The sequence below is a fragment of the Nostoc sp. CALU 546 genome (genome assembly GCF_048836525.1).
Genome location: NZ_JAWJTF010000128.1, coordinates 1 through 24,080, shown reverse-complemented (window position 1 = coordinate 24,080; position 24,080 = coordinate 1). Strand labels below are relative to the sequence as shown.

Below are 24,080 nucleotides of genomic sequence, written 5' to 3'. Positions count from 1 at the left end.
AAACCAGCGAACAATGAGAAATTGATCTTTTTTTGACTTGTGTGTACACCGTAGCTTTATAAGGGGGGACTAAGGGGGGTAATAATTCGATTAAAATCACAACATACTACTTTTCAAACAACCTCTAAAACTAAACCAGTCATGAGAACACATTAGAGGAGCTTCTGTATCCAGTAGCTATAATCTCTACTATGACTTACGTAGATTGCTTCTTGCCAGAGGCGAGTATTATTAATTACGAATTATGTTGACGAATCCTGGATCAGGGGAATCTTAATCACAAACTCAGCGAAGTGCATCTGCGTTAAAAAATCTCATCTAGATGATTTTACATTCTTTCTAATACCTGAATTCCTAACAACGATAGTCCCAATTTCAGGGTTCTAGCAGTCAAATCACATAAAACTAAACGGGATGTGCGCTGCGGTTCCTCCGCTTCTAACACCTGAACTCCCTGATTGCGATCGTAAAACTGATTAAATTTTTTACTCAGTTCGTACAAATACTCACATAAACGGTTGGGCAGCAAGTCTTGCTCTACACTACTAATAACTTCATCTAGTTGAAGTAAATATTTTGCCAGCGCTAATTCTGTTTCATGCTGCAACAGGACAGCATTGTTTCCCAACTCCTTAAAGTTAATATCACCCTTGCGGCTAATTCCCTGAATCCGGGCGTAAACATACAGCATATAGGGCGCAGTATTACCTTTGAGATCCAGCATTTTGTCGTAGCTGAAGATGTAGTTACTGGTGCGATTTTGGCTTAAGTCTGCATATTTAACTGCACTGATGCCAACTACCCTAGCAACTTCATTAATAAATTCTTCAGTTTCTTGGCGTTCTTCTTCTTGTAATCTAGTTTTTAAGTCTGCATGGGAACGAGAAACAGCTTCATCTAACAAATCTCGCAACCGAACAGTATCTCCAGAACGAGTTTTGAATTTCTTGCCATCTTCTCCTAACACCAATCCAAAGGGAATATGGACTAATTCTACATCATCAGGAATCCATCCGGCTTTGCGTGCTACCTGGAAAAATTGGGCGAAATGGTTTCCTTGTCCAGCATCGGTTACATAAATTATCCGCTTTGCTTGATCCTGCTGAATCCGGTAGCGGAGAGATGCTAAATCTGTAGTGGCATAGTTATAACCGCCGTCTGATTTCTGCACAATTAAGGGTAAAGGTTCACCTTCTCTATTTGTAAACCCTTCTAGAAAAACGCATTTTGCGCCTTGGTTTTCTACTAGTAATCCAGATTTATCTAAATCTTCTACAACACCAGATAGTAAAGGATTATAGAAAGATTCTCCGCGTTCAGTTAACTTGATATCCAGCAACTCATAAATTACTTGAAACTCCCGCCGTGATTGTTCACACAGCAGTTTCCAAGCATGGAGTGTATCTTCTGCACCTGCTTGTAATCTGACGACTTCTTGGCGTGCTGTCTCTTGAAAAGCTTCATCTGCATCAAAGCGTTGTTTGGCTTTGCGATAAAAAGAGACTAAATCACCAATATCTAAAGCATTTGCGGTAGTAAGCGCGTCTGGGTAAACTTCCCGGAGATAGGCGATTAACATGCCAAATTGCGTACCCCAATCACCTACATGATTTAACCGCAGTACATCGTGTCCTTGAAATTCTAAAATCCGAGCGATCGCATCGCCAATAATTGTAGAACGCAAGTGTCCAACATGCATTTCTTTGGCAATATTTGGACTGGAAAAATCCACAATTTCCCGCTTTGGCGTTTTCGCGGCTGGAACTCCTAGTCTGGGATCTGCTTGAATCGCATTGAGTTGTGCTTCTAAGTATGCCGTTTTGAGTTTTAGATTGATAAATCCTGGCCCAGCGATTTCTGGTGGTTCGCAGATTTCGGATACATTTAGTTTCTCAACGATCGCACCTGCGATCGCTCTTGGTTGCTTTCCTAATTTTTTACTCAGGGATAATGCCACATTCGCCTGATAATCGCCAAATTTAGGGTTGCTAGCAGGAACCAAAATGGGATCTACTCCAGCGAAGTCAGCGCCAAAAGCCGCGACTAAAGCCTGCTCAACCTGCTCTTTTAGTTGTTCTTGTGTAGCATTCATATATAAATTTTATCTGGGAGAAGGGGAATGTAGCTCTGGAAAAGCTTGATTATTTCACTCTAAAGTATAGTCATCAAGTCCAAGCAAGAACTGTCATCCTAAAATACAACCCCCAGATTGTCTACCATCCTTGGCAGAACTTACAGCTTCTAACGATACCCCACTGGATGTTGACAGACTAATACTACTTCATCAAGTCAACGAAATATTCTTACATAATAAGCACTTCAGTGCTTCCGGCGACGACTTCAGTCTTGACTACAAACTTATTTCATCAGGTTTCCTTGACTTGATCGAATACTAAGTTTATCAACGTAGGTACGGAGATAAACTCTGTTTGTGTAGCGGCGAATAACCTTCGCCAAAGCTTAAGTTGACACGCACGACACTATACCCATACTTATTTACCTAATTCAAATAAAAATTCCTATAGATTAAGCTTTTAGCTTTTTAGTATCGAAATTGCACATCTTATTTTCATAAGAAGTATAAGTTCTTCATAAATTTTTCATCATCTATCAGTTTAAATGCTAAGTACTAATAACAGTAAATGAACTGATACAAAATAGTCTGTTTTAAGTGGAATTACTTTAGATAAAGAGCTATTTGAATATACCAATAAAGGCTAAATTATCGATTGACTTTGCAGAAGAATAGCTGTTAGAAGTAAGAGACGACAGAACACAGATAGTTGCTCCCAAAAGCATTATCTAAATTGTTTTCCCTACTAATGACTATTGATATGAAACTTAATTTACTCACTGCCTTGATTGCCGCTACAGCTACCTTAACCGGATTAGTTTCCAAAGTAGAAACTGCATCTGCTGCTGATTTTAGCTGGGATAATTCCTGGACTCAACCAACGGTATACAATAAGTCTCAAACTGGTTTTAACGACACTCCTTTTCAACAATTTGTCCAAGCTGAAAGTGTTGTTCTCCCAAACAGCGGACAATTTAAATTAGACCCCACTCAATTAAACTTAAAATACGACCATGATGTTTCTGTTTACTTTATCAATGAGGGCGCAGGTTATAGAAACCAGTTAGCCTTTAATGCCACAGGAACTACTAACAAGTCTGGGCTGCTTTTTAATGATATTTCTTGTGAAGGAGACGGGTGTGTTGGTGGTTGGGGCGGTAATGCCCTAAAATTTGGTGATGGGGTCAATATTGGTAATGTTACGGCAGGTACTCAACTCGACTTATGGTTGAGAGCTGATGGTCTCAATCGTGGTACCTCTGCCAATATATTTGGTACTGAAACTGCCTCTAATGCTGACGGACTACAGCACGCCGTTGCTTACGCTTACAACAACTACATCATACTGGCATTCGAGGATTTATACGGAGGTTTACACGCTTCAGGGGTAGATTCTGCAACTGGCAAGTGGAATGAAGGTTCTGATCGTGACTTTAATGATGTTATTGTCGTTCTTGATGTCGGCGAGGCAAATGTTAGAGAGTTAATTGGTGCTACCGTTCCTGAACCATCTGTTACTTTGTCAATGTTCGCAGTGGGAGCAGTTAGTATGTTTGGATTGCGTCGTCGCCGTCAAACTCGCACTTCTAACTAAACTTTAAAACGTTGTTAATATAGGGTGCGTTTAATATAAGAAGTGATTGATCGCATATTCACCCGTACAAGTGTATGGGTGAATTTACGTGTGTAGTGGCATTTATATTTTATCTACCGCGATCGCGTTCTAAATCATCAATCACTTTTTGCAAATACCACTCGTCTGACATCCCAGGATAGTAATCCTGCTTTTGCTCAATCAATCGTTCGGCAATTTCCCAGTATCCCCCCACCATTCGTAAAAGTCGCTGACGTAGCAAGTTATATTTTTGCTTTTTTGACTCTGGACTAAATTTCTGGATTTTTTCTAGGCTACTTAAGACTTGTTGATAATTTCCCCAATCTTCTTGTTCACAAAAAATACTCGCCGCCTGTTGATAATTCTCCACGGCATTTTGCATTTCTTCTAAGCAAGTATAGGCAATGCCGCGATTGTAGTAAGCATGAGCATCATCAGGATTAATTTGCAGCGCTTGGGTGTAATCTTGAATTGCATCGATATAATTGCCCATTGCCCGATAGGCATTACCTCTGGCAATATAAACTAAGGCATCTTCGGGTTGTATTTGGAGTGCTTGATTAAGGTCTGCGATCGCTCCTTGATGATCTCCCAATGCAGAACGTGCTTTGCCTCGGTTGCGATAGACAATGGCATCTTGGAAATTTAGTCGCAATGCTTGATTAAAATCTGCGATCGCTTCTCGATAATTTCCCATTTTACAACGGACAACACCACGGCAGCAGTAAGCTTGGGCATCTTGCGGATCGGCTTTTAATACCCAGTTTAAATCGGCAAGTGCCTCTTGGGTATCTCCTTTTTCAGCCTTTTCTAATAATTGTGTGAAATATTCCTTTGTGGATAAAATTGGCGTATTAGTGGAATGTGTTTGCTGTACAACAGGTAATTCTTGGGGTTGTAGCTGTTTAATTAATTCCAGACACAGGCGACAATTCTTTTTGTCCTGTTGCTCTAGATATAATTGTGCAGCTTTTTTAAAATTAGCGATCGCATCTTGAATATAACCCTGTTTGCGCCGCACCATCCCCCGTAGATTATAAGCAGCAGCATAATTGAGATTAAGACGAATAGCCCGTTCCACATCCTCCAGCGCCCCCGGTAAATTTTTCAGCGCCACCCTGGCTAATCCACGACAATAATACGCCTCTAGACTATCAGGATTCAGCTTCAGGGCTTCGGTATAATCTGAAACAGCCTTAAGGACTGCTCCTGAGTCATAATATGCCAAACCCCGTTGCAAGTAAGCTTCGCTAAGGTAAGGTGTCAATTGTAAAGCATGGTTAAATTCCTCAATTGCTCCAGCGTAGTCTTTTCGCCTAGCCTTTTCCAATCCTCTATTGTAGAATTCGTCATTCATGGCATTTGTTTGTTGATTCAGTTAGTTGAATTCCAGCAGACTTGCTTCATAGCCTAACCTATGCACTCACCCTTAATATTCTAAGTATCCAGCGTGGCTTTGCTTAATTTCATGTTTTCTGTGAAATAAAACCAACACACCACGGTTTTGGAGGTAGATTTAATACAAATATCAATAACAGTTTTATACCAATGAAAATTAGAACTATTACAACAGGTATATCACTTCAATCCCTACAAAAGCAGGAAAAAATTAAGCAAGCTGCTGAGTTTAATCGGCAAGCGCAGATTTTTTTTGAAAAACAAGGATATGAGGTACAAACAACTAGAATTGCCACTAATACCTGGGAAGAATATCTGCAAGGCTTGTCTAAAATTGAAATTATCAATGAAATTCAAACTCTAGAACAACTTTGCCAAAGTCTGAATATCAGCTTTTTCAATATTGGTTATGCTAGCAAACCCGAAACCATAGATATAATTCCAGATATTAACAAAAATACATCGATTATTTATTGCTCTAGCAAAATTGGTGATAGAGAAACTGGCATCAATTTTGAGAATGCTAGAGAATCAGCCAAAACTATAAAACGTATTTCCCAAGAGAGTGAAAATGGTTATGGCAACTTTCGTTTTTGTGTATGGGCAAACTGCCAGCCAGATATTCCCTTTTTCCCTACTGCATACCATACAGGTAATACATCTTTTGCTATAGGCTTAGAGTTAGGCGACTTGATAATGCAAGCATTATCACAAGCTAACAATATTACAACAGCAGAGCAAAACCTACAATTAATTTTAGAATTAGAATTAAATAAAATCGCAGTTATTGCTGAAAAACTATCTGATAAATTTGCCGTATCATATAAAGGAATTGATACATCTATTGCGCCATCTTTGGATAAACAAAATAGTATTGCTTTTGCTTATGAAAAATTGATGAGTGGCAAGTTTGGGCATTCAGGAACTCTCGCAATTTCTGGGATGCTGACTCGTGTGTTGAAAAGCGTATCAGTAAAAATCTGTGGTTACTCTGGACTGATGCTTCCAGTGTGTGAAGATGTTGGACTAGCTGCAAGAGCTAATGAGCAAACCTATGATATTACAAATTTATTATTATATTCAGCAGTTTGTGGCTGCGGACTGGACACAGTTCCGATTCCAGGTGATATAACAATAGAAAAAATTACAGCTTTGTTAATTGATATGGCAACTTTAGCTATCAAGTTGAATAAACCACTCTCAGCCAGATTATTTCCAATTCCAAATAAAAAAGCTGGGGAAATGACTACATTCAATTCCCCATATCTCGTAGATTGTAAAATATTTACAGTTGACTAAAATTATTCTGAAAGCAAGCTGGGAGAAGTCAGTACAAAAACATCGAAACTCCCTTGAGCGTCAGTTTGTGGTTTTATGGGATTGGCAAAGTGGAAAAAATCACGGTCATTGATCAATAAAAGTTCACCCGGATTTAGAACTTTGCTAAACACAGGTTTTTCTTTTTTGGCAGTATAGAGATGTGTTTCTCCACCTTGAATATTATCTCTATCTACGGAAAATATGCCAATAAAATCAGTACCATCTTGATGGATACCTTCCGGTGCTGGATTACTAAAATTATTTGGTGAACAACTAATTCTAATTTGATGAACTCCGATTTCAGCTTCAGGATGAAGTTTACAAGAATCACTAAATGCTAAAACAAGATTTCTAAAAATATCAAGCTTTATGAGTGCATCATCTAATTCTGCAAACTCTCTTTTTATATTGCCCAACAATGGATTATGCTCTTTACTTTGAAAGAAGTAGCCATGAGGTAATTTGATTAACTCATTTCCCGAAATGGTGAATCGAGATAATCTTCTGGAACGATAGTTGCCTTTGATATAAGGATCAACAGGCATATTACTAAAAAATGGTTTGAAACCTTCTAGATTTATCGAATTTACTTTTCTAAGAGTAAAAAGAAAAGCATATTCTAATTCCGTTGCTGTCCACACTTTTTGCATAGGATTTACCTCCTTGCATATTGAATTCTCCCGGATTTTTTATGGGAGACTTATAGTACTTAGTATATAATACTTTTTATTACTATGTTGTTAATTTAACTACAAAAATTGACAATCCATGATATATAAAGTTACTCAAATTCTCTCACAGGGCAGAGTAGCTGCTGAAAAGATTTGCAGATATGGGTTCGGTGGGTAAGGAATCGACGTATATTGACTAGCAGCAACAAGGTTTCATAATGATAGATTGGCTTTACCGTTACCCACCTTTATATCCAGGTATTCTGCTAAAACGCTACAAGCGATTTTTTGCTGACGTTCAACTTACTTCTGGCGAGATAGTTACAGCACACTGTCCGAATACAGGGCCGATGACTGGAGTATCGACTCCCCAAAGTGCGGTACAGCTTTCCAAAAGCGATAATCTTAACCGCAAATTGGCTTACACTTTAGAAGTAATTCAAGTACATGACAATGAGCCGACTTGGGTAGGCATAAATACTTTTTTGCCCAATCGGGTGGTGAAACTAGCTTTGGCGAAACACCTTTTCCCAGAATTGGGCGACTATAGCCAAATCAAGGGCGAGGTGGTTTATGGACTAGATAAAAAAAGTCGAGTAGATTTTTTCTTGACGGGGAGTGATGAAGAACGCCCGATTTATTTAGAAGTGAAAAATACAACTTTGTCTGAGGGGAGATTAGCCCTATTTCCTGACACCGAGACTACAAGAGGACAAAAGCACTTGCGAGAACTAATGGCGCTGTTACCTTCCACTCGTGCGGTGATGCTTTACTTTATCAATCGCAGTGATTGTACTGAGTTCTCTCCTGGCGATCGCACAGATCCCGTCTATGGTAAATTATTAAGGGATGCGATCGCTCTCGGTTTAGAAGTCTTACCTTGCCGTTTTGACATTTCCCCCGAAGGTATCCGTTATTTGGGTTTGGCAAAATTAAAAATTTGATTACATCTAATAAAGAGAGACTAGTACCGCAAGGCGGAATTAAAAATTAAAAATTAAAAATTAAAAATGAATACAGCATAAGGGTTTCGTTGATTTGGAATGATTGGTTTATTTCCGCCATGTTGTACTAGCAATTGCAACGTCCCTACACCAATAAAACAATAAATCCATCTAGACAGCATCTAGATGGATTTGTTGGTAGTTAGTGTTTACTAAAAAACATTCAACCAGACTGTAATAGAGAAACGACTATTAGGTAGTCGCCGTCCTACAAATAGCGTTCGCTATTGTGAGGTTTGCTTATGCAGGAATCAAAACTGTGTCAATTACGTGGATGACACCGTTATCAGCAGCAACATCTGCGGTTGCAACTTTTGCATCGTTTATCTTGACGCCATTAGAAGCATCAATTTTCACATCTGAACCTTCAACTGTTTTGGCTGTCTTCAGTTTAGCCACGTCAGCAGCCAGTACTTTGCCTGAGACAACATGATAGGTCAAGATTTTCTTGAGCTTAGGAATATCTTTCAGTAATGCATCTACTGTACCTGCTGGAAGCTTATTAAAAGCTGCATCAGTAGGTGCAAAGACGGTAAATGGGCCAGCGCCTTTCAGTGTATCTACCAGACCAGCTGCTTCGATTGCTGCAACTAGTGTCTTGAAAGAACCATTATTAGTGGCAGTGTCAATTATGTTGGCCATGTGTTTTACCTAGTTCTGTGTAACCTGTTACAAATCTAAACCATGTTTACATAAAATTTATCTATCGTCAGACTTATATCAAATTAAATTTTTTATTGATAGTATAAAAGTTTGTATATATTTTTATACAAATAAAGAATTATATGTACATCTTCTGGGTGGATGATTTACAAGCGCTTCTAGATGCGATCGCTTGTCATCAGTATCAATGCAGTCATTTTTTACCAAAAAAGTTATTGAAGGAGGCAGGAGGCAGAAGGTTTTTTTTCACTTATAGGATTCAAACCCCTCCTGAAAAAGAGCCACAAAACTAGAATTTTTGGAGTTCTTATCTTAAACCCAAGACCCTATGGTCGCGGGCTGTTACAGATAGCGCAGCGGTAGCGAGTCTGCCAGCGTCGGGCAGTTATCCTCCTGCCTCCTGCCTCCTGCCTTCTGCCTCCTGCTATAACTGTTTGGCAGAAAATGTTTTCAGCATAAAAAAATCGCCCCCTGAATTCAGGAGGCGCATCACCAAGGTGGTGTAAAGACGCGGGGTTTCGCGTCTCTCGTTTTAACTAGCAACGTATTCTTTGACATTGGCACGACGGCGACGCAGATGAGCCAAAGCTTGATGCTCTAACTGGCGCACACGTTCGCGGCTGAGATTCAATCTCTCTCCGACTTTCGCCAATGACATTTCATTACCATCTTCTAAACCAAAGCGTAAAGCTACAACTTCTCGCTGTTGCGGGGTTAGTTCTGCTAGCAGGTTGTTCAAGTCTTGGCGTAAGAATTCCTGGTTGGTGTAATACTCTGGTGACGGGCCGTTATCTTCGAGCATTTCTTGCAACTCAGTATCCTGGTTATCGCCAACTTTAACATCCAAAGACACTGGTTGACGCGCCATATTCAGGTACTCCCGAATCTGAGCAGGTTCTATTTCCAATTCTTTGGCAATTTCGGCTGGAGTAGGCGATCGCCCCAAGGTTTGAGCCAACTCGCGTTGCACTTTTTTGATTTTGTTCAGTTTTTCGGTAATATGGATCGGTAAGCGGATAGTACGACCTTGTTGAGCGATCGCACGGGTAATCGCTTGGCGAATCCACCAGTAAGCATAAGTCGAGAATTTATAACCCCTCATTGGGTCAAATTTCTCCACACCCCGCTCTAACCCTAGTGTTCCTTCCTGGATTAAATCCAGAAACTCCATATTCCGCTTTTGGTACTTTTTGGCAATAGCAACAACCAAGCGCAAATTCGCTTCGATCATTTTTTGCTTTGCCCGCTTACCTTGCGCCACCGTTTGTTGTATCTCGGTTTCCGATTTTTGAACGTGGTCAGCCCACTCTGACATATTCGGTTCCCGTTGCAACTTCTTCGCCAAAGCTTCTTTGGCGTCGATGAGCGTCATCATTTGTTGCACCTGCTTCCCGAAGACAATTTCTTGCTCACGAGTTAGTAATGCTACACGACCAATTTCTCGCAGATAGGTTCGCACCATATCAGCCGTAAATTTGGTGTTGAGGTTTTCCGTTTGGGTATTGACAGTAGGCATTGGTGCGATGTCCTCTACTCCGTAAATAAAATGTATGTTTTCTTACTAAAATGGGTTGGAAAAAGTAGTACATCTATCACGAAATATTGGGAGCTACCAAAAGCAATTAATCAATTGATACAGCCGTTGTTAAGACGGTAAGCTCCCAATGATAGGTTCCCCTACCTTTCCTAAATTTTCAATCTAATCTTTTATAAGCACACTGGTTCTTTTTGATAATTCTTCTTTTTAGCAGTCACTTACAGCAACCGATAAATCCGAAGTCGGAATGAGTTCACTTAGCTTTATAGTACGATAAATCAGGCAGATAGTAAAGTATCTTAAGATAAAGCCTCTAATTATAATTCAAAATTGCCTGTTTGCAAAAAAAAATTAAACTTCCTTGAAATCACTGACTATATCTATAGTGACGCCAAAAACTCCTCTTCTGTTGCCAAAAACTATCCGGATAACCGAACTTAATTTGCTGTCAGGATGGAGGGATGTTACGAATTGGGCATGGGGAATGGGGCATTGGGCATTGGTTATGACTCATTATTTGACCAATAACTAATGACTGATGACAAATGACTATCTAAAATCCCAGGTCAGCTTTGGCTAGTTCTGCCGCTGCGAATACTTCTGCGTCAGGTTTTTCTTCCCAGGCTGGCTCACCAATTTCTTCGTAAAAAGTTGCGTCATAAGGCCGAGTACGCACTACTACTGGCATAGGGACAGCGTGACCCAATATTAAAGCTTGTTGCTTCGAGTCTAACTTTGCCAACACCGATCGCAGTCCGCTACCACCAGATACACCTGTAAAAATTGCGTCAATGTCTTTTTCGTCATTAAGCAAAGCGGTAATGCGAGTCCCGATCTGGGACATAACTTCATTATCTATGCCCGACGGACGTTGATCAACTACCAAAAGTGTGACAAAATACTTTCGCAATTCACGGGCAATAGTCCCAAAGATAGTACTTTGTACGATCGCTGGATCAAGAAAACGGTGCGCCTCTTCAATGGTAATCATCAATGGTGTGGGGCGATCGTTCGGGTTCTTGCTTTGCAAAAATTTATCTGCTTTTTTGACGTAATGCTCGTGAATCCGCCTGGTGATCATGTTTGTCACCAACATATAAGAGAGCATATTAGACTGGGAACCAAATTCTATCACAACATTCTTCCCAGATTCTAGACACTGGACAATTTTACTAATGTAATTCTGGGGGCAAACTGCTCGCATATACTTCAAGCTATCCATCCGCAAGAGTTTGCGCTGCAATGCCATAATCGAGCCTTTGTGTCCGCGCTTCTCGTCGCAGAACATCTCGATTTCTTCGTTAGTCATATTTAGCAACTGGACAATCCAAGATTTGCCAAACTCGCTGTATAGAATGTTGGCGTTATCTAAGGCTGCGTCAGAGAGTCCTAAATCTCGGCTACATAACTTAATATCTTCAACTTCAATTTGCTCATAACTCAAATAAAGTTCTTGAGCATCACGTACACCCCGGCGCTTTGTCGATTCCGGGTCGAGGGTGTAGACTTCCACCTTACTAGGAAATAATTGCTTTAGTCCCTTAACAGTATTGACGTTCTTACCTTCTGCAACAGCTTCCCAGCCATACTCAGAGTGCATATCAAAAATTAAGTTGACTGCCGCATTTTTACGGATAACCCCAGCCAAAAGTAACCGTGTTAGAAAAGATTTACCAGTACCAGATTTTCCAAAAACCCCATTACTCCGTTCCACAAAGCGGTTTAAATCGATACAAACTGGCACATCCATATCCAAAGGTTTGCCGATGGAAAAATTGCGCCTTTGGGGGTCATCTTCCCAACCAAATACCCGGCGAAAATCGTCAACACTGGCTTCGTAAACTTGACTAAAGTGGCTAGGAATAGTTTTAACAGGTAACAATTCCATCGTCGTGCTAGTTTGTGGCACAAATGAAGCCAAACCTGTCATTGATGGGAGGAAGGGATTTGCCGATTTGCCATTTGTTGGAGAGAAAGATTCTTCAGATTCGGGAGTGAACATCAACATCGGCGCGAGGTTGATAGTACCATAAGTCCCACTTCCGGCTAAAACATCTCGTAAAAAAGTGTCTTCCCAACTGGGGGGATTAGCAATAATTCGTGCATTAGCGGCTCCCAATGCTACATCTGTCAGCATACAAAAAAAACGCGATCGCATCCCTTGGACAACGAGAAATTTACCTACTCGCATATCTTCCACAGAAATGTCAGGATGCAATCGTACTTCTAAACCTTCAGTTAGAGAACCTTGAATGACCGAACCTAATGGCTGTCCCGAATTCATCTGATTAGTCATTTGTCATTTGTCATTGGTCATTTGTCATTGGTCATTGGTCATTGGTCATTGGTCATTGGTCATCGGTTATTTGTCTTAAGTTATTCTCTCCCAGTACCTAATCCCTAATCCCCAATCCCCAGTCCCCAGTCCCCATGCCCATTATCTAATCAATTTGAATCGAAGTTGGCGCACTCCCTGTTGCTGAAGTGGTAGTGATTAACGGTCTGCGGAATTGGGCATAAAGGCGATCGCGCCAGGTAAAGAATGGTTCATAATCTATATTCTCTGAAAAGATTGGCAATCCTTTACCTCTGATAGAAGCTGGTAAATCCAGATAGGGGCCAGAGGGGAACTTGAGCAATATCGATAACCCGGCTACTGCCAAGTCAGCTAAAGTCGGTTCATCTCCTGTTAAATAAGGACTATCTGCCAATAATAATGTTAAGGCTTCCAAGTCTTGTTTCAAAGATGCGATCGCTGACTGGATCAAATCTGGGCTGTAACCTACGCCAAAACCCAACACTGTTAGTAAGTCGCTAGGTACTCCTCCAACCAGACTTTTAAATATATCTGGTGTTGAAGTTGGTAATAAAGACTTACGGAAATTTTGATCTTGACTTACGGCTGCAAATAGTGCTTTGCGACCTTTGATGCCTATGGACTCATCGGCCCATTCTTCTATTAATAAAGTTAAACCCCGTTTTTTGGGATCTTGCGGTATTATTGGGCGATCGGGATACTCTAAGTCTAAATACTTAGCTATTTCCGTAGAATCCGCAATGTATCTATTACGATCCTTTAATACTGGGACTTGTTTCTGACCAGTCAGCCGGAACAATTCTACCTGTCCAATCCCAGGTGTTACCTCTATTTTGCGGTAATCTAGTCCTTTAAAATCTAGAATTAGGCGCACTTTCTCTGAGTATTGAGAGAGTTCCCATTGGTATAATTCCAGCATATTGTATACCTTGTAACTGCTCAACTTTGTTAACTTTAACAATTGTATCTTTAGTTAAAGTAATTTGTATTGGCGTTAGTTGCTTAGTTGTCTATTTAATTGACATCAGCGTTGAACGGATGCCTGATTTTTGGCAAAATTATCGATTAAAAAATATTATTTTCTAATTGATTCAAATATCAAATAATTAAATAATTTAATTCGGGATACATAAATAAACCTAACTGCTCAGTCACAAGTCTTCAGCCGTTAGTTGAATTTCTGTCACCGTCAGCCTATTGAGATATTTACGTAATTAATTTCTGTACTTTTGTTGAATAATCAATGATTAATTCAGAGATATAGCCTTCTTCCATCTGGGGTGCAGGATTTGTGAAACTACTATTTTACGTACAGATTTGTATATAAATTGGCTTTTAAGTAGAATCTTTCTCTAAGCCTATTGTAATTTATAACTTGTAGATGTAAGATTTTCACACTTTCTTATATCTGACACTACACTAAATGGGGCTTTTTAAGTATTTATTTGGTGTCATTGAGAAAATTTGCTCAATTTACATAAAATATATGCTAGATATGTCTCATGCATGTCAGCGTGAGCCGGAGTTAGATATTTTACCTCACCAGCACAAATTATTCTGGTGAAAAATCTTACTCCCCTCTTGGGTTAGATTTTGTGCCTAGCAAAATGTTATAAATCTTTATGTAATGTGTGGACAAAAAGACAAACAAAATTTATGAAGACAAATTACAGCAAATTGCTGACTACGTTAGCAGGCATAGCGGGATTTACTAGTTTCAGCCTCCTAATTACTTTACCATCTGATGCGAAATCGGCACTAAATCCTAACCCCAGTATTTTCAACGAAGCTCCCTATAATCAGGGTCAAGACCTTCAAGCAAACGCTCAATACACACAACGCCAAGAAGTAGCACAGAACACTGGCGGTGGAACGCTAAATCCCAGACCAAGTATTTTTAACGAGCCTCCTTATAACCGTGGTGGTGCTACACCTAGTGAACCTACACCCCGCACCCCACGTCCTATACCAGAAACTCAACCTAGTACACCGACTACTCCACCAGCACCAGGGGCAAGCGATAATCAAGGCAAAAATTTGTTAGCGTTGGCAGAGTCAAACGCTTCTTTTACAACTTTAACCAAGGCTTTGAAAGCAGCAGGATTAACCGGAGCTTTGCAAGGCACAGATAACTTAACTATTTTTGCACCCACTGATGCAGCTTTTGCTAAGTTGCCACCAGATGCTTTGCAAGAATTGTTAAAACCAGATAACAAAGAAGTGTTGCTCAAGATTTTAACTTACCATGTAGTATCTGGTAAGGTATTGTCCACTGATTTGAAGTCTGGCGAAGTTAAAAGCCTGGAAGGTGGCGCAATCAATGTTAAAGTTGATCCTGCTACTGGTGTGACTGTCAATGATGCTAGAGTGACACAGGCAGATATCACAGGCAGCAACGGTGTAATTCACGCAATTGATCAGGTGATTTTGCCTCCTGACTTGTAGTTTTGAAATCATAGTGCAACCTTTAGTAGATTAGGTTGACATTAAATCTTAATAGGAAAAAATCCCGTTCAGATGGTAATTTTGGACGGTTTTTTTGTAAATATCTTCTGCGAGTCAGGGAGGAGGTAACCCCAACAAGGGGCGTTCCCAGCCTCCGACTGGGAACGAGGTAATGTTTCAAAGCATTCTCGTTGACTAACTTTGACGTTAAGTTGACACCAATGAGTATTGCTGTGCTTAGTAGGTGGGTTGCATCCAAACGAGAACTGCTATAATTCGCATCACAGGCTAGACATTACATCCCTTGCTACTGCTAAAGTCTGATCAATATCCTCTTCGGTGTGAGCAAAAGATGTAAACCCAGCTTCAAATTGAGAAGGTGCTAAGTAAACACCATGCTCTAACATACCCCGATGAAAGCGTCCAAATTTTGCTGTATCAGACTTTTTCGCATCTTCGTAGTTATGAACTGGGCCAGAGGTAAAGAATAAGCCAAACATCGCGCTGATTTGACCACCGCAAACTGTATGACCAGTCTCTTTAGCAATTTGCAACAAACCATCTGCTAGCTTTTTGGTAATCCGGTCAAGATACTCGTAAGTACCTGGCTTTTGCAGCAATTCTAAAGTCTTAATGCCAGCAGTCATCGCCAAAGGATTACCAGAAAGTGTCCCAGCTTGATATACGGGGCCTGCGGGCGCAACCATTGACATAATATCTCGACGACCACCATAGGCTCCTACTGGCAAACCACCACCAATCACCTTACCCAAGGTGGTTAAATCAGGAGTGACGCCAAATTTTTCCTGAGCGCCACCGTAAGCAATGCGGAAGCCGGTCATCACTTCGTCAAATACTAATAATGCTCCATACTCGTGGGTCAGTTCCCGTAATCCTTCTAGGAACCCAGCATCAGGTGCAATAAACCCAGCATTGCCAACGACTGGCTCAAGAATGACACCAGCAATCTCGTCGCGATTTTCTTCAAACAAGGCTTTGACGGATTCTAGGTCATTGAAAGGCGCGGTTAGAGTAGTGCTAGTTGCCAATTTAGGTACTCCCGGTGAGTCTGGCAAGCCAAGTGTGGCAACACCAGAACCCGCCTTCACTAGAAACGCATCGGCGTGTCCGTGGTAGCAACCTTCAAACTTGATGATTTTCTCCCGGTTGGTGAAAGCCCGCATTAACCGCAAAACTCCCATACAGGCTTCAGTTCCCGAATTGACAAATCTAACCATTTCGATGCTAGGAACGGCATCGATGACCATTTCTGCCAAAACATTTTCGAGGACTGAGGGAGCGCCGAAACTAGTGCCTTTTTCTAAAGCTTCATGCAATGCTGCAATGACTTCTGGATGAGCATGACCGCAAATAGCTGGCCCCCAAGTGCCTACATAGTCTATGTATTGGTTGCCATCTACATCCCAAATATATGCGCCTTTAACACGATCAAATACAATGGGTTGTCCACCCACAGATTTAAAGGCACGAACAGGAGAACTGACTCCTCCTGGCATCAGGTTTTGAGCGGCGGCGAAGACTTCTTGTGATTTTGTTGTTTTAATTGTGGTGTTTACCAAAGTTCTCTCCTAACAGTGGGCAATAAAAAGCTCTATCTTAGGATAGGGTCAAACAGTGCTTAGAATTTCTATCCTATAAAATTAGCTCAAAGATAAAAATAACAAATATGTTATGCAAGTCCAATGGAGACTTGACTTGAGATATTCAAACTTGATGATTGAAGGCATAATCAGGAGAGTTGCCCTCTTAGGCTGTTGGTAAGGCAGCGCGGTCTTGGGGGTCTCCTCCATGAGCGACTGCCGCACCCGTAAGGGCGCAAGCCTGCTGTCTAACGGCGAGTCAGGGAACCAAGAATCCCCGTCTCAATAGAAAAGGGGAGTGTCAATTGGTCAAATAATATGAAATACTAAAAACAAATATTGCTAAAATAACAGGAATCATTTTACTAAAGTCTATTCGCTTTTTTTGAAGCATTTCTAAACAAGACATCGGAATCATCAGAGGCCAGAAGATAGTTGTTAGTAGAAACATCACAACTGATAGAAATTTATCTTCTGGAGTAGAAGCAGGATTACGTAGGGAAAATATTAACCAATTACTTAAAAAGTAGCATGTCATTAACAAGTAACTAATAGTTAAAGTCAGTTGTATCTGATTCACTGTGAATACTCCTGATGTTATGTGAACTTCACTATAGCTTTTCCTATTTTAGTGAGGTATACTATGAGCCTCAATAGTGGATTTTAAATTAGTAGAAATCAAGGGATACTCACTAAGTCGTTAGACGTAAATCAATTAAAGTTTGTAGTAAGGACTTTAGTCCTGACAATCCTTGTTTTCTGTTTAATAATGCCTATCTATTTAGGAATGCTAACTATCAATACTGCTATGTAAACAAGCATCCAATCAAGAAAAATTATATTAACTATGAACCATATATTGATTTTATAACCTCTTGACTTACAGTATAATACAATAGCTCTATCGATTATTCCCACAGTTCCCGATGTATTTATTAAATAATTCGCAAGCATTGCCCAGGCGTAAACAAAACCATTTCCTCGTTGCTCGATTGGCGTTGTTAAGTGATTATAATACTCAGAAATAGCAAAAGTTCCAAAACAAATAGCATAACCTATTAGCCACTTGCTGTTCGGCATAATCTGAGCAAGAAAAAAAGGGATAATTATGGCTAATATAAAAAACAAGATAAGAGAATCCAACATTTCCAATTTTTTCCTTTTTTACAATATATAGAAAAATTGCACACCGAACTATGCAATTTATGTCAAACTTATCCTTCTGGTTGTAAGGTATAGTTAACCCTTCTTTAATAAATTTTTTAAATTTTGGATAATGAATATTCACTATCACAATCCAAAACTTAAAATTTGGTCAGTTATTAAAGCAATAATTAAGCAGTCTTAAAAAATCGAATGATTTCGCGGACATGATCGAGAAATTGTCCGTCGGTGGAAAGTTGCGCGATCGCATTTCTGGCTTCTCTCCCCAAACGCTCATGTTCTGTTTGATTTGTCGCCCGTAATTCTTCCAGGTTAGCCGCAATGCGGGCTAAATCTCTACGAGTCTCTTCAGCAAAGCGTTGTTGAGTCGCGGCTAAGGAATAGGGTTGTTCGGGGTTGAGTTGATCTTCCAATGACTGGATTTTTTGTTCCAATATAGAGAAGCGATCGCGCAGTTCAAAAATATCTTCGCGGGGATACTTCCATTCTTGGCGAATCATCGCTAACCGCGCGTATAAATACTCATACGCTCGAATCGCTGGACGCAGAATTGTTAATAACAAAGCTGCACCAGAACTTATATATCCCACTGTACTAATACCAGTGACAGCAAGAGTATAAAGACCAACGGCTGAGAATAAGTGTAAAGCAATGGCAACCCAGAGCGATCGCTTTGCCAAAAGTGTGACATACTTCACTTGCTTTTCATCGACTGGAATTCCTTTCTCAGTTGATTGTGCGGCTTCTGCTAAGACTTCTTTGGCTTGAAAATGCACATTCCACGGTACGGTAACAATTACTAACAGCCACCAAAAACTAGCACCACCAATCACCCAATCAAGAAAGTTACCAGCAGGGATGTGCAACCATTGCAATAAGCCAAAAGCCGCTAGCACCACAACCACAATTCCAGCAATGGAACTGATGAAAAAGTTAATATACATCTTCCCCTGTCTCCGGTGAAACTATACCTTGATGATGACTGTAACCAGCAGTTATACGTAAAATATTGTGATGGTTTTTCTGTTTGCACACACCAACTTTTCGATGAGATAGTTACGCCAATTAGGTTGAGTATCTTTGCTACCTTTTTGTGTAAAGTAGCAACAGACATGATTGTGATGGTTTTTATAGTTGCACATATATAAATAAAATAAACCACTGCTTAGAAACAAAGAAGTGAGAAATAATGAAATACTGCTTTGTAGAGTTTCAAGTCGATGATTCCAAAAGATTCAATGCTCTTTGTAAAGTTTTCAACGAAATTAAAAAAGATAAAGACAATAATTATTGGCGTAATGAAGAAGATTGGCTAATTTTTTTTGACCGCAAAGCATTATCACATTTTTGGTGGCCTAGTGAAGAGGAAGAGACTGAACATTTCCGTCGCTGGTTTTCAACACCTGTAGAACAGAGGTGGACAGATCCTAGCCTCGAAACCCCTTGGGGCTTTTATTCTATGTTTGATGCTTTTCAAAATGGTGAATATCAATTAATTGCTTGTCGCATGGTTTCTGCCGACAGAGCTAAACTTGAATTTGAACCCTTTAGCTATCCCTATGGCGGAACTGGGGCAATACAGGCATTAGTTGAATCCTTCGATTTTGTAATTCTTGCAGAAGATGACGGTACAGGATACACAAAATTTAACCTGTAGTTTGGGAAAACAGTGAGGTAATTCAAACATTTCCCCGTCACTATTGGATGAGATAGCTACGCCAAATTGGTTGAGTATCTTTGCTACCTTTTTCTGGAATTAGCGATCGCCAAGTTTTACCTTCTTGCTGAATTTGCAAATAAACGTCAAAGGGTTGTTTTGGTTGCGTCAAGCTTCGTTTTGGTAGCTTAACAATTAAGTCGTAGGTTCCCCGAACGTGGAAAGCTGGTAAATTTTCAATCGTCAGGGGTTGTTCTTGGGTAATTGATAGCCGCTTGATTTCAAATCCTTGAAAGTCTAAATCCAACTGTTGACTAAGTTTTTGTTGAGTTTGCTCTAGCCCAAGTGCGATCGCTTTTTGCACTAACTCGCTAGTTGGTAGCAGTCCAATACTGCCACAAGCTGTCACTAGCACCAGCAATATTGCTGTCAAAACTAATCGCACCATGTTATTCCTGAGATTCCCCTTATCAGCGATAGTATAACTGTAGATTCTCTCAATTCTCTCATCTACCATGCCAAAACAGTCTATAGGTCTTGATAACCAACTCTACAATTATCTTTTATCTGTTTCACTACGGGAACCAGAGATTCTTGGGAAGTTACGCCAAGAAACCGCCAGTCATCCCCGGAGTGGAATGCAGATTTCACCAGAACAAGGACAGTTTATGAGACTTCTGGTGCAGTTAATTGGAGCGAAGAAAACCCTGGAAGTTGGAGTGTTTACGGGTTATAGTTCACTTTCTGTAGCTTTAGCACTACCAGATGATGGCAAGATTATCGCTTGTGATGTGAGTGAAGAATTTACTGCGATCGCTCGGCGGTATTGGCAAGAAGCTGGAGTTGCCGATAAAATCGATCTCCGATTAGCACCAGCTTTAGAGACTTTAGATCAATTATTGGCAACTGGGCAAGCAGAAACCTTTGATTTTGCCTTTATTGATGCTGATAAAGAAAATTATGATGGATATTATGAGCGATCGCTACAATTAGTGCGTCCAGGTGGATTAATTGCTATTGATAATGTTTTATGGTCTGGACAAGTTGCTGATGAGCAAAATCAAGATGAAAGCACCCAATCTATCCGCGCTCTCAACAAAAAGTTACATCATGACGAACGGATAACATTATCCCTTGTCCCCATCGCCGATGGACTTACTTTAGCCATCAAGCGACCTTAATACAGCAGGGGCGCACAGTTAGTTGTGCGCCCCTACCACCTGTTCTATTTCTATTTATCGAACAGAATTCAAGAGTCAGGATGAATTCTGACCAAAAAAGCGGTAGCGAGTATTTTCAAGTCGCGTCTTGATTCTAACCAGAGCTTTCTTAGTCTCCGGCTCTACTCCTGAATTCTGACTTCTGAATTCTGACTTCTGAATTCTTCTTCATTTAAAAGTTGTAGCCAACTCCTAATAGTAGCCCGACATCAGTTTGATCCATAAAAGCAGCATTTACGGCACCTGTCACCGTAAATCGAGAACCTACAGGAAGGTCTACACCACCAGTTAGAAGTAAGCCAATGTCAGTATCAAGATTAGCTTCAATTGCTACGCCAGCACCGATGTAAGGAGATATAGCAAAGCTTCTTTCACCCACCGAACCTGCTGCGCGGGGAGAAAAATCCAAAGTTACGGGAACTAGGAATATTGTATCGTCCCCAAAGATCACCGATGGTCGCACTGATAGATAGTTTGTCAGACCAAGTTTGCTGATGACTGTAAAGTTACCCTCACTCAAAGCTGTATCGTTACCGCTCAAACCAATGTTACCAGCGACTCCGAGATAGCTTCTGCCACCACGAGTAGCTCTACCTACATTCACATCAGGCGTTGTGCCGTTCGTGCCTGTTGGTGGCTGATTTAACTGACTGATGTTAATATCAGGCGGGATTAGGACTTGGTTAATTGCATGGATAATACCATTGCTAGCTTTGACATCTGCCTGAATAACTCTGGCATTATTCACCGCAACTTGATTGTTAGCCGAATCGATTTGAATATTTACAGGTCTTTCTTCAAAGGTTTTCAGTTCCCCAGTCGAAAGCTGACTAGCAGTTACCGCACCAGGAACCACATGATATCTCAAAATCTTAATCAATGCTTCTCTGTTTTCTGGTTGCTCTAACTGTTGTAAGGTAGCAGCAGGCAAAGCAGCAAATGCATCATTGGTAGGAGCGAAGACTGTATAAGGGCCAGGCTGTTGCAGAATATCTACTAAACCAGCTGTCTTTAATAAAGAAGTTAGAGTTGAAAAAGAATTACTGGATGAAGCAAGAGAAACAATATCAGTAGCAGTTGGAGTTCCAGCGACTATATACTGACTAGCTGGAAGATTGCTAGCAATGGGTTGTAGCCGTCCTTGTCTAGCCAAAGCTTGATATAAAAGTGCTGCGGCTTCAGCGCGAGTTAGCGACTGTTGCGGATTGAGTTGTTTCACATCCGGGTAGTTGACAACAAGATTACCTGCTGTTGCTGCTGCCACACTACCAATAGCGTAATCTGGGATAGCTGAGGCGTCGTTGTAGTAAGTACTAAGAGTACTTGTATCGCCACCAGACAAACCCAAGCCACTACTTAAAGCAACAATCCCCTGCACTCTAGGGATTTCTTGATTTGGTCTAAACACGTTCCCAGGATAGCCTGCCAAAAATCCAGTTTCGTAGGCTAGCTGAATTGCAGAAGCCGCCCAATAGCCAGCAGGAACATCACTAAATCCACCGGCACTTAATTGCCGAACTCGGTTTTGGTTACTGAAAGCTCTTTGAATCAAGGCGGCAAATTCAGCACGAGTTACAGGTTGATTCGGTCTAAAGCTGCCATCAGGAAAGCCAGCAATCACGTTATTGTCAGCCAGGACTTGAATGAAGGGACGCGCCCAATAATCTGAAGAAACATCAGACAAGTTAACTGTTGAAGTTGGTGCTGGTGTTGGTGTTGGTGTGGCAGATGGAACAGTAGTTTGAGATGAAGCTGGTGTAGAAATTACGATGGGAGTTATTATCGCAGCTGTCATGCCCAGAACTAACAAAGCAACCTTTGCTGATGACCAGCGAAACAAACTAGACATGGAAATATCCTCTTTGCAATTTATTGGGTTGACTATTGGAAAATACTGGATGCAAGGTTAAGTGAATACAAATATCCAGATGATTATTAGGTTTGCCTTGATATAAAAACCAGAAATGAAACTCCTTCACTCTGGCTGGAAAACTCAGATGTGGGACATTACAAGTAGTTGCTCTAACATCTCATAACATTGATCCCCATGTTTACCACACATAGTATAGTATATGATTCCTATTTGTTTTTTAAAAAAACGCAAATCAAACTAAGCATAATTAGAGACACTGTGGCAATCTGATATGTTGCAATAATAAAGATAATTAGTGCAAGTAGGCGATTTTATCAGTTATAAAATTGCAGTCAAGTAGTCAAAGAATTGGCTTTTAATAACCGTTTCTTTATGATTGCCGATGAGGGTTAATGCCGTCAACCTCAATGCATCATGTTCTTTAACAAGGGTTAAGAAGTAAAATCAGTCTTGGCAATATGCTGTATTATTAGTCTTTGAGCAAAATTATACAACTAACTAATGGCTGGATTTTTAGGAAAAGCTTTCACTCTTTAGATAGTTGACCCGTAATGGAGAATTTGGCAATACTAGATGGGAAATTAGCGATCGCAATCAAAAATTCTGACCATGATTGCGCCAACACTTTTTGCTAGGAATTATTTTTGGCAAAAGACTATTTCATGAAAAGGAACCCACAGATAAACTAGGATTTTTGGAAGAGGTCTAATCTCTATCAGTTCTGCTTATAACTCCTCTGGAGCTATAGCAACAAATCCAGTTTTCACTCCCCGCTTAAACCCAGCATTTTCATAGAAGTGCAACGTCTCCTCATGTTTTGAGCCACTCAGAAGCATCACTTTATAGCACTGTTGCTGCCATGCTAAAGCTAATGCATAATGAAGCACCTGTGTACCAAATCCCTGTCGTCGGTAATCGGGGTGAGTGATGACATTTTCAATAATGCCGTATGGACGTGCGCCACGCGTCAAGTTGGGAACAATGGTTAAGTTACACGTTGCGACTAATTGGCTAGCAATATCAGCCACAATGTAATACAAACGGGGATCATCTAAAATCCCATCCCAGATGGATTGTAAAACATCATCAGCAGGTAGAGGCGCATCTACAGGATTTAAGTGGTGATACAACGCCAGAAGTTGGGGAAGTTCGTCGCGTGCAATCAGGCGAACGGTAATTATCGGTTTAGACATCCAGATAAAAAAATATCCAATTAACTATTGTAGGGTGGGCGTCTCGCCCGCCCAGTAAATAGGCTACGGTGTACACACAAGTCCTAAAAACCTAGCTTGATAAGCATTTCCTCGTTCCCAGTCGGAGACTGGGAATGCATTCATTGAGTCTCTGACTCAATATCTGACTAGAGGCAGAGCCTCTAATCAGGCATTCCTATGCAGAGCATAGGAACGAGATAAACCAGCGAACAATGAGAAATTGATCTTTTTTTGACTTGTGTGTACACCGTAGCTTTATAAGGGGGGACTAAGGGGGGTAATAATTCGATTAAAATCACAACATACT

The 24,080-nt window shown here is 40.6% G+C and carries 19 protein-coding genes; 6 read left to right on the top strand and 13 right to left on the bottom strand.

Annotated elements, in window-relative coordinates; genetic code table 11:
* Positions 1–328: 328 nt before the first annotated feature.
* Positions 329–2,092 carry an arginine--tRNA ligase gene (gene argS / locus RRG12_RS37490; protein WP_069070328.1) on the bottom strand — a complete coding sequence of 588 codons (1,764 nt, stop codon included), beginning with the start codon at positions 2,090–2,092 and terminating at the stop codon, positions 329–331.
* 730 nt (positions 2,093–2,822) lie between these two features.
* On the opposite strand from argS, the gene RRG12_RS37485 reads away from it, so the two are divergent.
* A complete protein-coding gene (locus RRG12_RS37485; RefSeq protein ID WP_420762698.1) occupies positions 2,823–3,668 on the top strand; it encodes a DUF4114 domain-containing protein in 846 nt (281 codons plus the stop codon).
* Positions 3,669–3,777: 109 nt separating this feature from the next.
* Here RRG12_RS37485 and RRG12_RS37480 read toward each other — a convergent pair whose 3' ends face one another.
* Positions 3,778–5,046: a tetratricopeptide repeat protein gene (locus RRG12_RS37480; protein ID WP_420762697.1), complete on the bottom strand. Its 1,269-nt coding sequence runs from the start codon at positions 5,044–5,046 to the stop codon at positions 3,778–3,780.
* Positions 5,047–5,237: 191 nt separating this feature from the next.
* On the opposite strand from RRG12_RS37480, the gene RRG12_RS37475 reads away from it, so the two are divergent.
* The gene (locus RRG12_RS37475; protein WP_420762696.1) at positions 5,238–6,386 is read left to right on the top strand and encodes a DUF711 family protein; all 1,149 of its coding nucleotides are present in this window, start codon (positions 5,238–5,240) and stop codon (positions 6,384–6,386) included.
* Between the two features lie 2 nt (positions 6,387–6,388).
* Here RRG12_RS37475 and RRG12_RS37470 read toward each other — a convergent pair whose 3' ends face one another.
* On the bottom strand, positions 6,389–7,057 hold the full coding sequence (locus RRG12_RS37470) for a 2OG-Fe dioxygenase family protein (protein ID WP_420762695.1): 669 nt from the start codon (positions 7,055–7,057) through the stop codon (positions 6,389–6,391).
* A gap of 239 nt (positions 7,058–7,296) precedes the next feature.
* Between RRG12_RS37470 and sfsA the strand changes: the two genes are divergently transcribed.
* Entirely contained in the window at positions 7,297–8,022 is a 726-nt protein-coding gene (gene sfsA / locus RRG12_RS37465; protein ID WP_420762694.1) for a DNA/RNA nuclease SfsA, read from the top strand.
* Positions 8,023–8,322: 300 nt separating this feature from the next.
* Here sfsA and RRG12_RS37460 read toward each other — a convergent pair whose 3' ends face one another.
* From RRG12_RS37460 to RRG12_RS37445, 4 genes are all read right to left on the bottom strand, one after another.
* Positions 8,323–8,724, bottom strand: coding sequence for a fasciclin domain-containing protein (locus RRG12_RS37460; protein ID WP_069070322.1), 402 nt, complete (start codon positions 8,722–8,724; stop codon positions 8,323–8,325).
* Positions 8,725–9,277: 553 nt separating this feature from the next.
* Positions 9,278–10,261, bottom strand: a complete 984-nt coding sequence (locus tag RRG12_RS37455) for an RNA polymerase sigma factor, RpoD/SigA family (protein WP_069070321.1) — start codon at positions 10,259–10,261, stop codon at positions 9,278–9,280.
* A 574-nt stretch (positions 10,262–10,835) separates the two neighbouring features.
* Positions 10,836–12,566 (bottom strand): helicase HerA domain-containing protein, encoded by a 1,731-nt coding sequence (locus RRG12_RS37450; RefSeq protein ID WP_069070389.1) that lies wholly within the window; start codon positions 12,564–12,566, stop codon positions 10,836–10,838.
* A 157-nt stretch (positions 12,567–12,723) separates the two neighbouring features.
* Complete coding sequence (locus tag RRG12_RS37445; protein WP_420762693.1) at positions 12,724–13,518, bottom strand: glutathione S-transferase family protein; 795 nt, start codon at positions 13,516–13,518, stop codon at positions 12,724–12,726.
* Positions 13,519–14,255: 737 nt separating this feature from the next.
* Between RRG12_RS37445 and RRG12_RS37440 the strand changes: the two genes are divergently transcribed.
* Positions 14,256–15,044: a fasciclin domain-containing protein gene (locus RRG12_RS37440; RefSeq protein WP_069070319.1), complete on the top strand. Its 789-nt coding sequence runs from the start codon at positions 14,256–14,258 to the stop codon at positions 15,042–15,044.
* Between the two features lie 281 nt (positions 15,045–15,325).
* Here the strand turns inward: RRG12_RS37440 and hemL are convergent, their stop codons facing one another.
* From hemL to RRG12_RS37425, 3 genes are all read right to left on the bottom strand, one after another.
* On the bottom strand, positions 15,326–16,624 hold the full coding sequence (hemL, locus tag RRG12_RS37435; RefSeq protein WP_069070318.1) for a glutamate-1-semialdehyde 2,1-aminomutase: 1,299 nt from the start codon (positions 16,622–16,624) through the stop codon (positions 15,326–15,328).
* Between the two features lie 798 nt (positions 16,625–17,422).
* Positions 17,423–17,791: a hypothetical protein gene (locus tag RRG12_RS37430; protein ID WP_420762692.1), complete on the bottom strand. Its 369-nt coding sequence runs from the start codon at positions 17,789–17,791 to the stop codon at positions 17,423–17,425.
* Between the two features lie 188 nt (positions 17,792–17,979).
* On the bottom strand, positions 17,980–18,753 hold the full coding sequence (locus RRG12_RS37425) for a hypothetical protein (RefSeq protein ID WP_069074167.1): 774 nt from the start codon (positions 18,751–18,753) through the stop codon (positions 17,980–17,982).
* A gap of 245 nt (positions 18,754–18,998) precedes the next feature.
* On the opposite strand from RRG12_RS37425, the gene RRG12_RS37420 reads away from it, so the two are divergent.
* Positions 18,999–19,466 carry a hypothetical protein gene (locus tag RRG12_RS37420; protein ID WP_420762691.1) on the top strand — a complete coding sequence of 156 codons (468 nt, stop codon included), beginning with the start codon at positions 18,999–19,001 and terminating at the stop codon, positions 19,464–19,466.
* A 40-nt stretch (positions 19,467–19,506) separates the two neighbouring features.
* Here RRG12_RS37420 and RRG12_RS37415 read toward each other — a convergent pair whose 3' ends face one another.
* Entirely contained in the window at positions 19,507–19,914 is a 408-nt protein-coding gene (locus RRG12_RS37415) for a hypothetical protein (protein WP_069074168.1), read from the bottom strand.
* Between the two features lie 67 nt (positions 19,915–19,981).
* Here RRG12_RS37415 and RRG12_RS37410 point away from each other — a divergent pair, with 67 nt between their 5' ends.
* Complete coding sequence (locus RRG12_RS37410) at positions 19,982–20,647, top strand: class I SAM-dependent methyltransferase (protein ID WP_069074166.1); 666 nt, start codon at positions 19,982–19,984, stop codon at positions 20,645–20,647.
* A 211-nt stretch (positions 20,648–20,858) separates the two neighbouring features.
* Here the strand turns inward: RRG12_RS37410 and RRG12_RS37405 are convergent, their stop codons facing one another.
* Positions 20,859–22,535, bottom strand: a complete 1,677-nt coding sequence (locus RRG12_RS37405) for a fasciclin domain-containing protein (RefSeq protein ID WP_420762690.1) — start codon at positions 22,533–22,535, stop codon at positions 20,859–20,861.
* 749 nt (positions 22,536–23,284) lie between these two features.
* On the bottom strand, positions 23,285–23,752 hold the full coding sequence (locus tag RRG12_RS37400; RefSeq protein ID WP_420762689.1) for a GNAT family N-acetyltransferase: 468 nt from the start codon (positions 23,750–23,752) through the stop codon (positions 23,285–23,287).
* Positions 23,753–24,080: the final 328 nt, after the last annotated feature.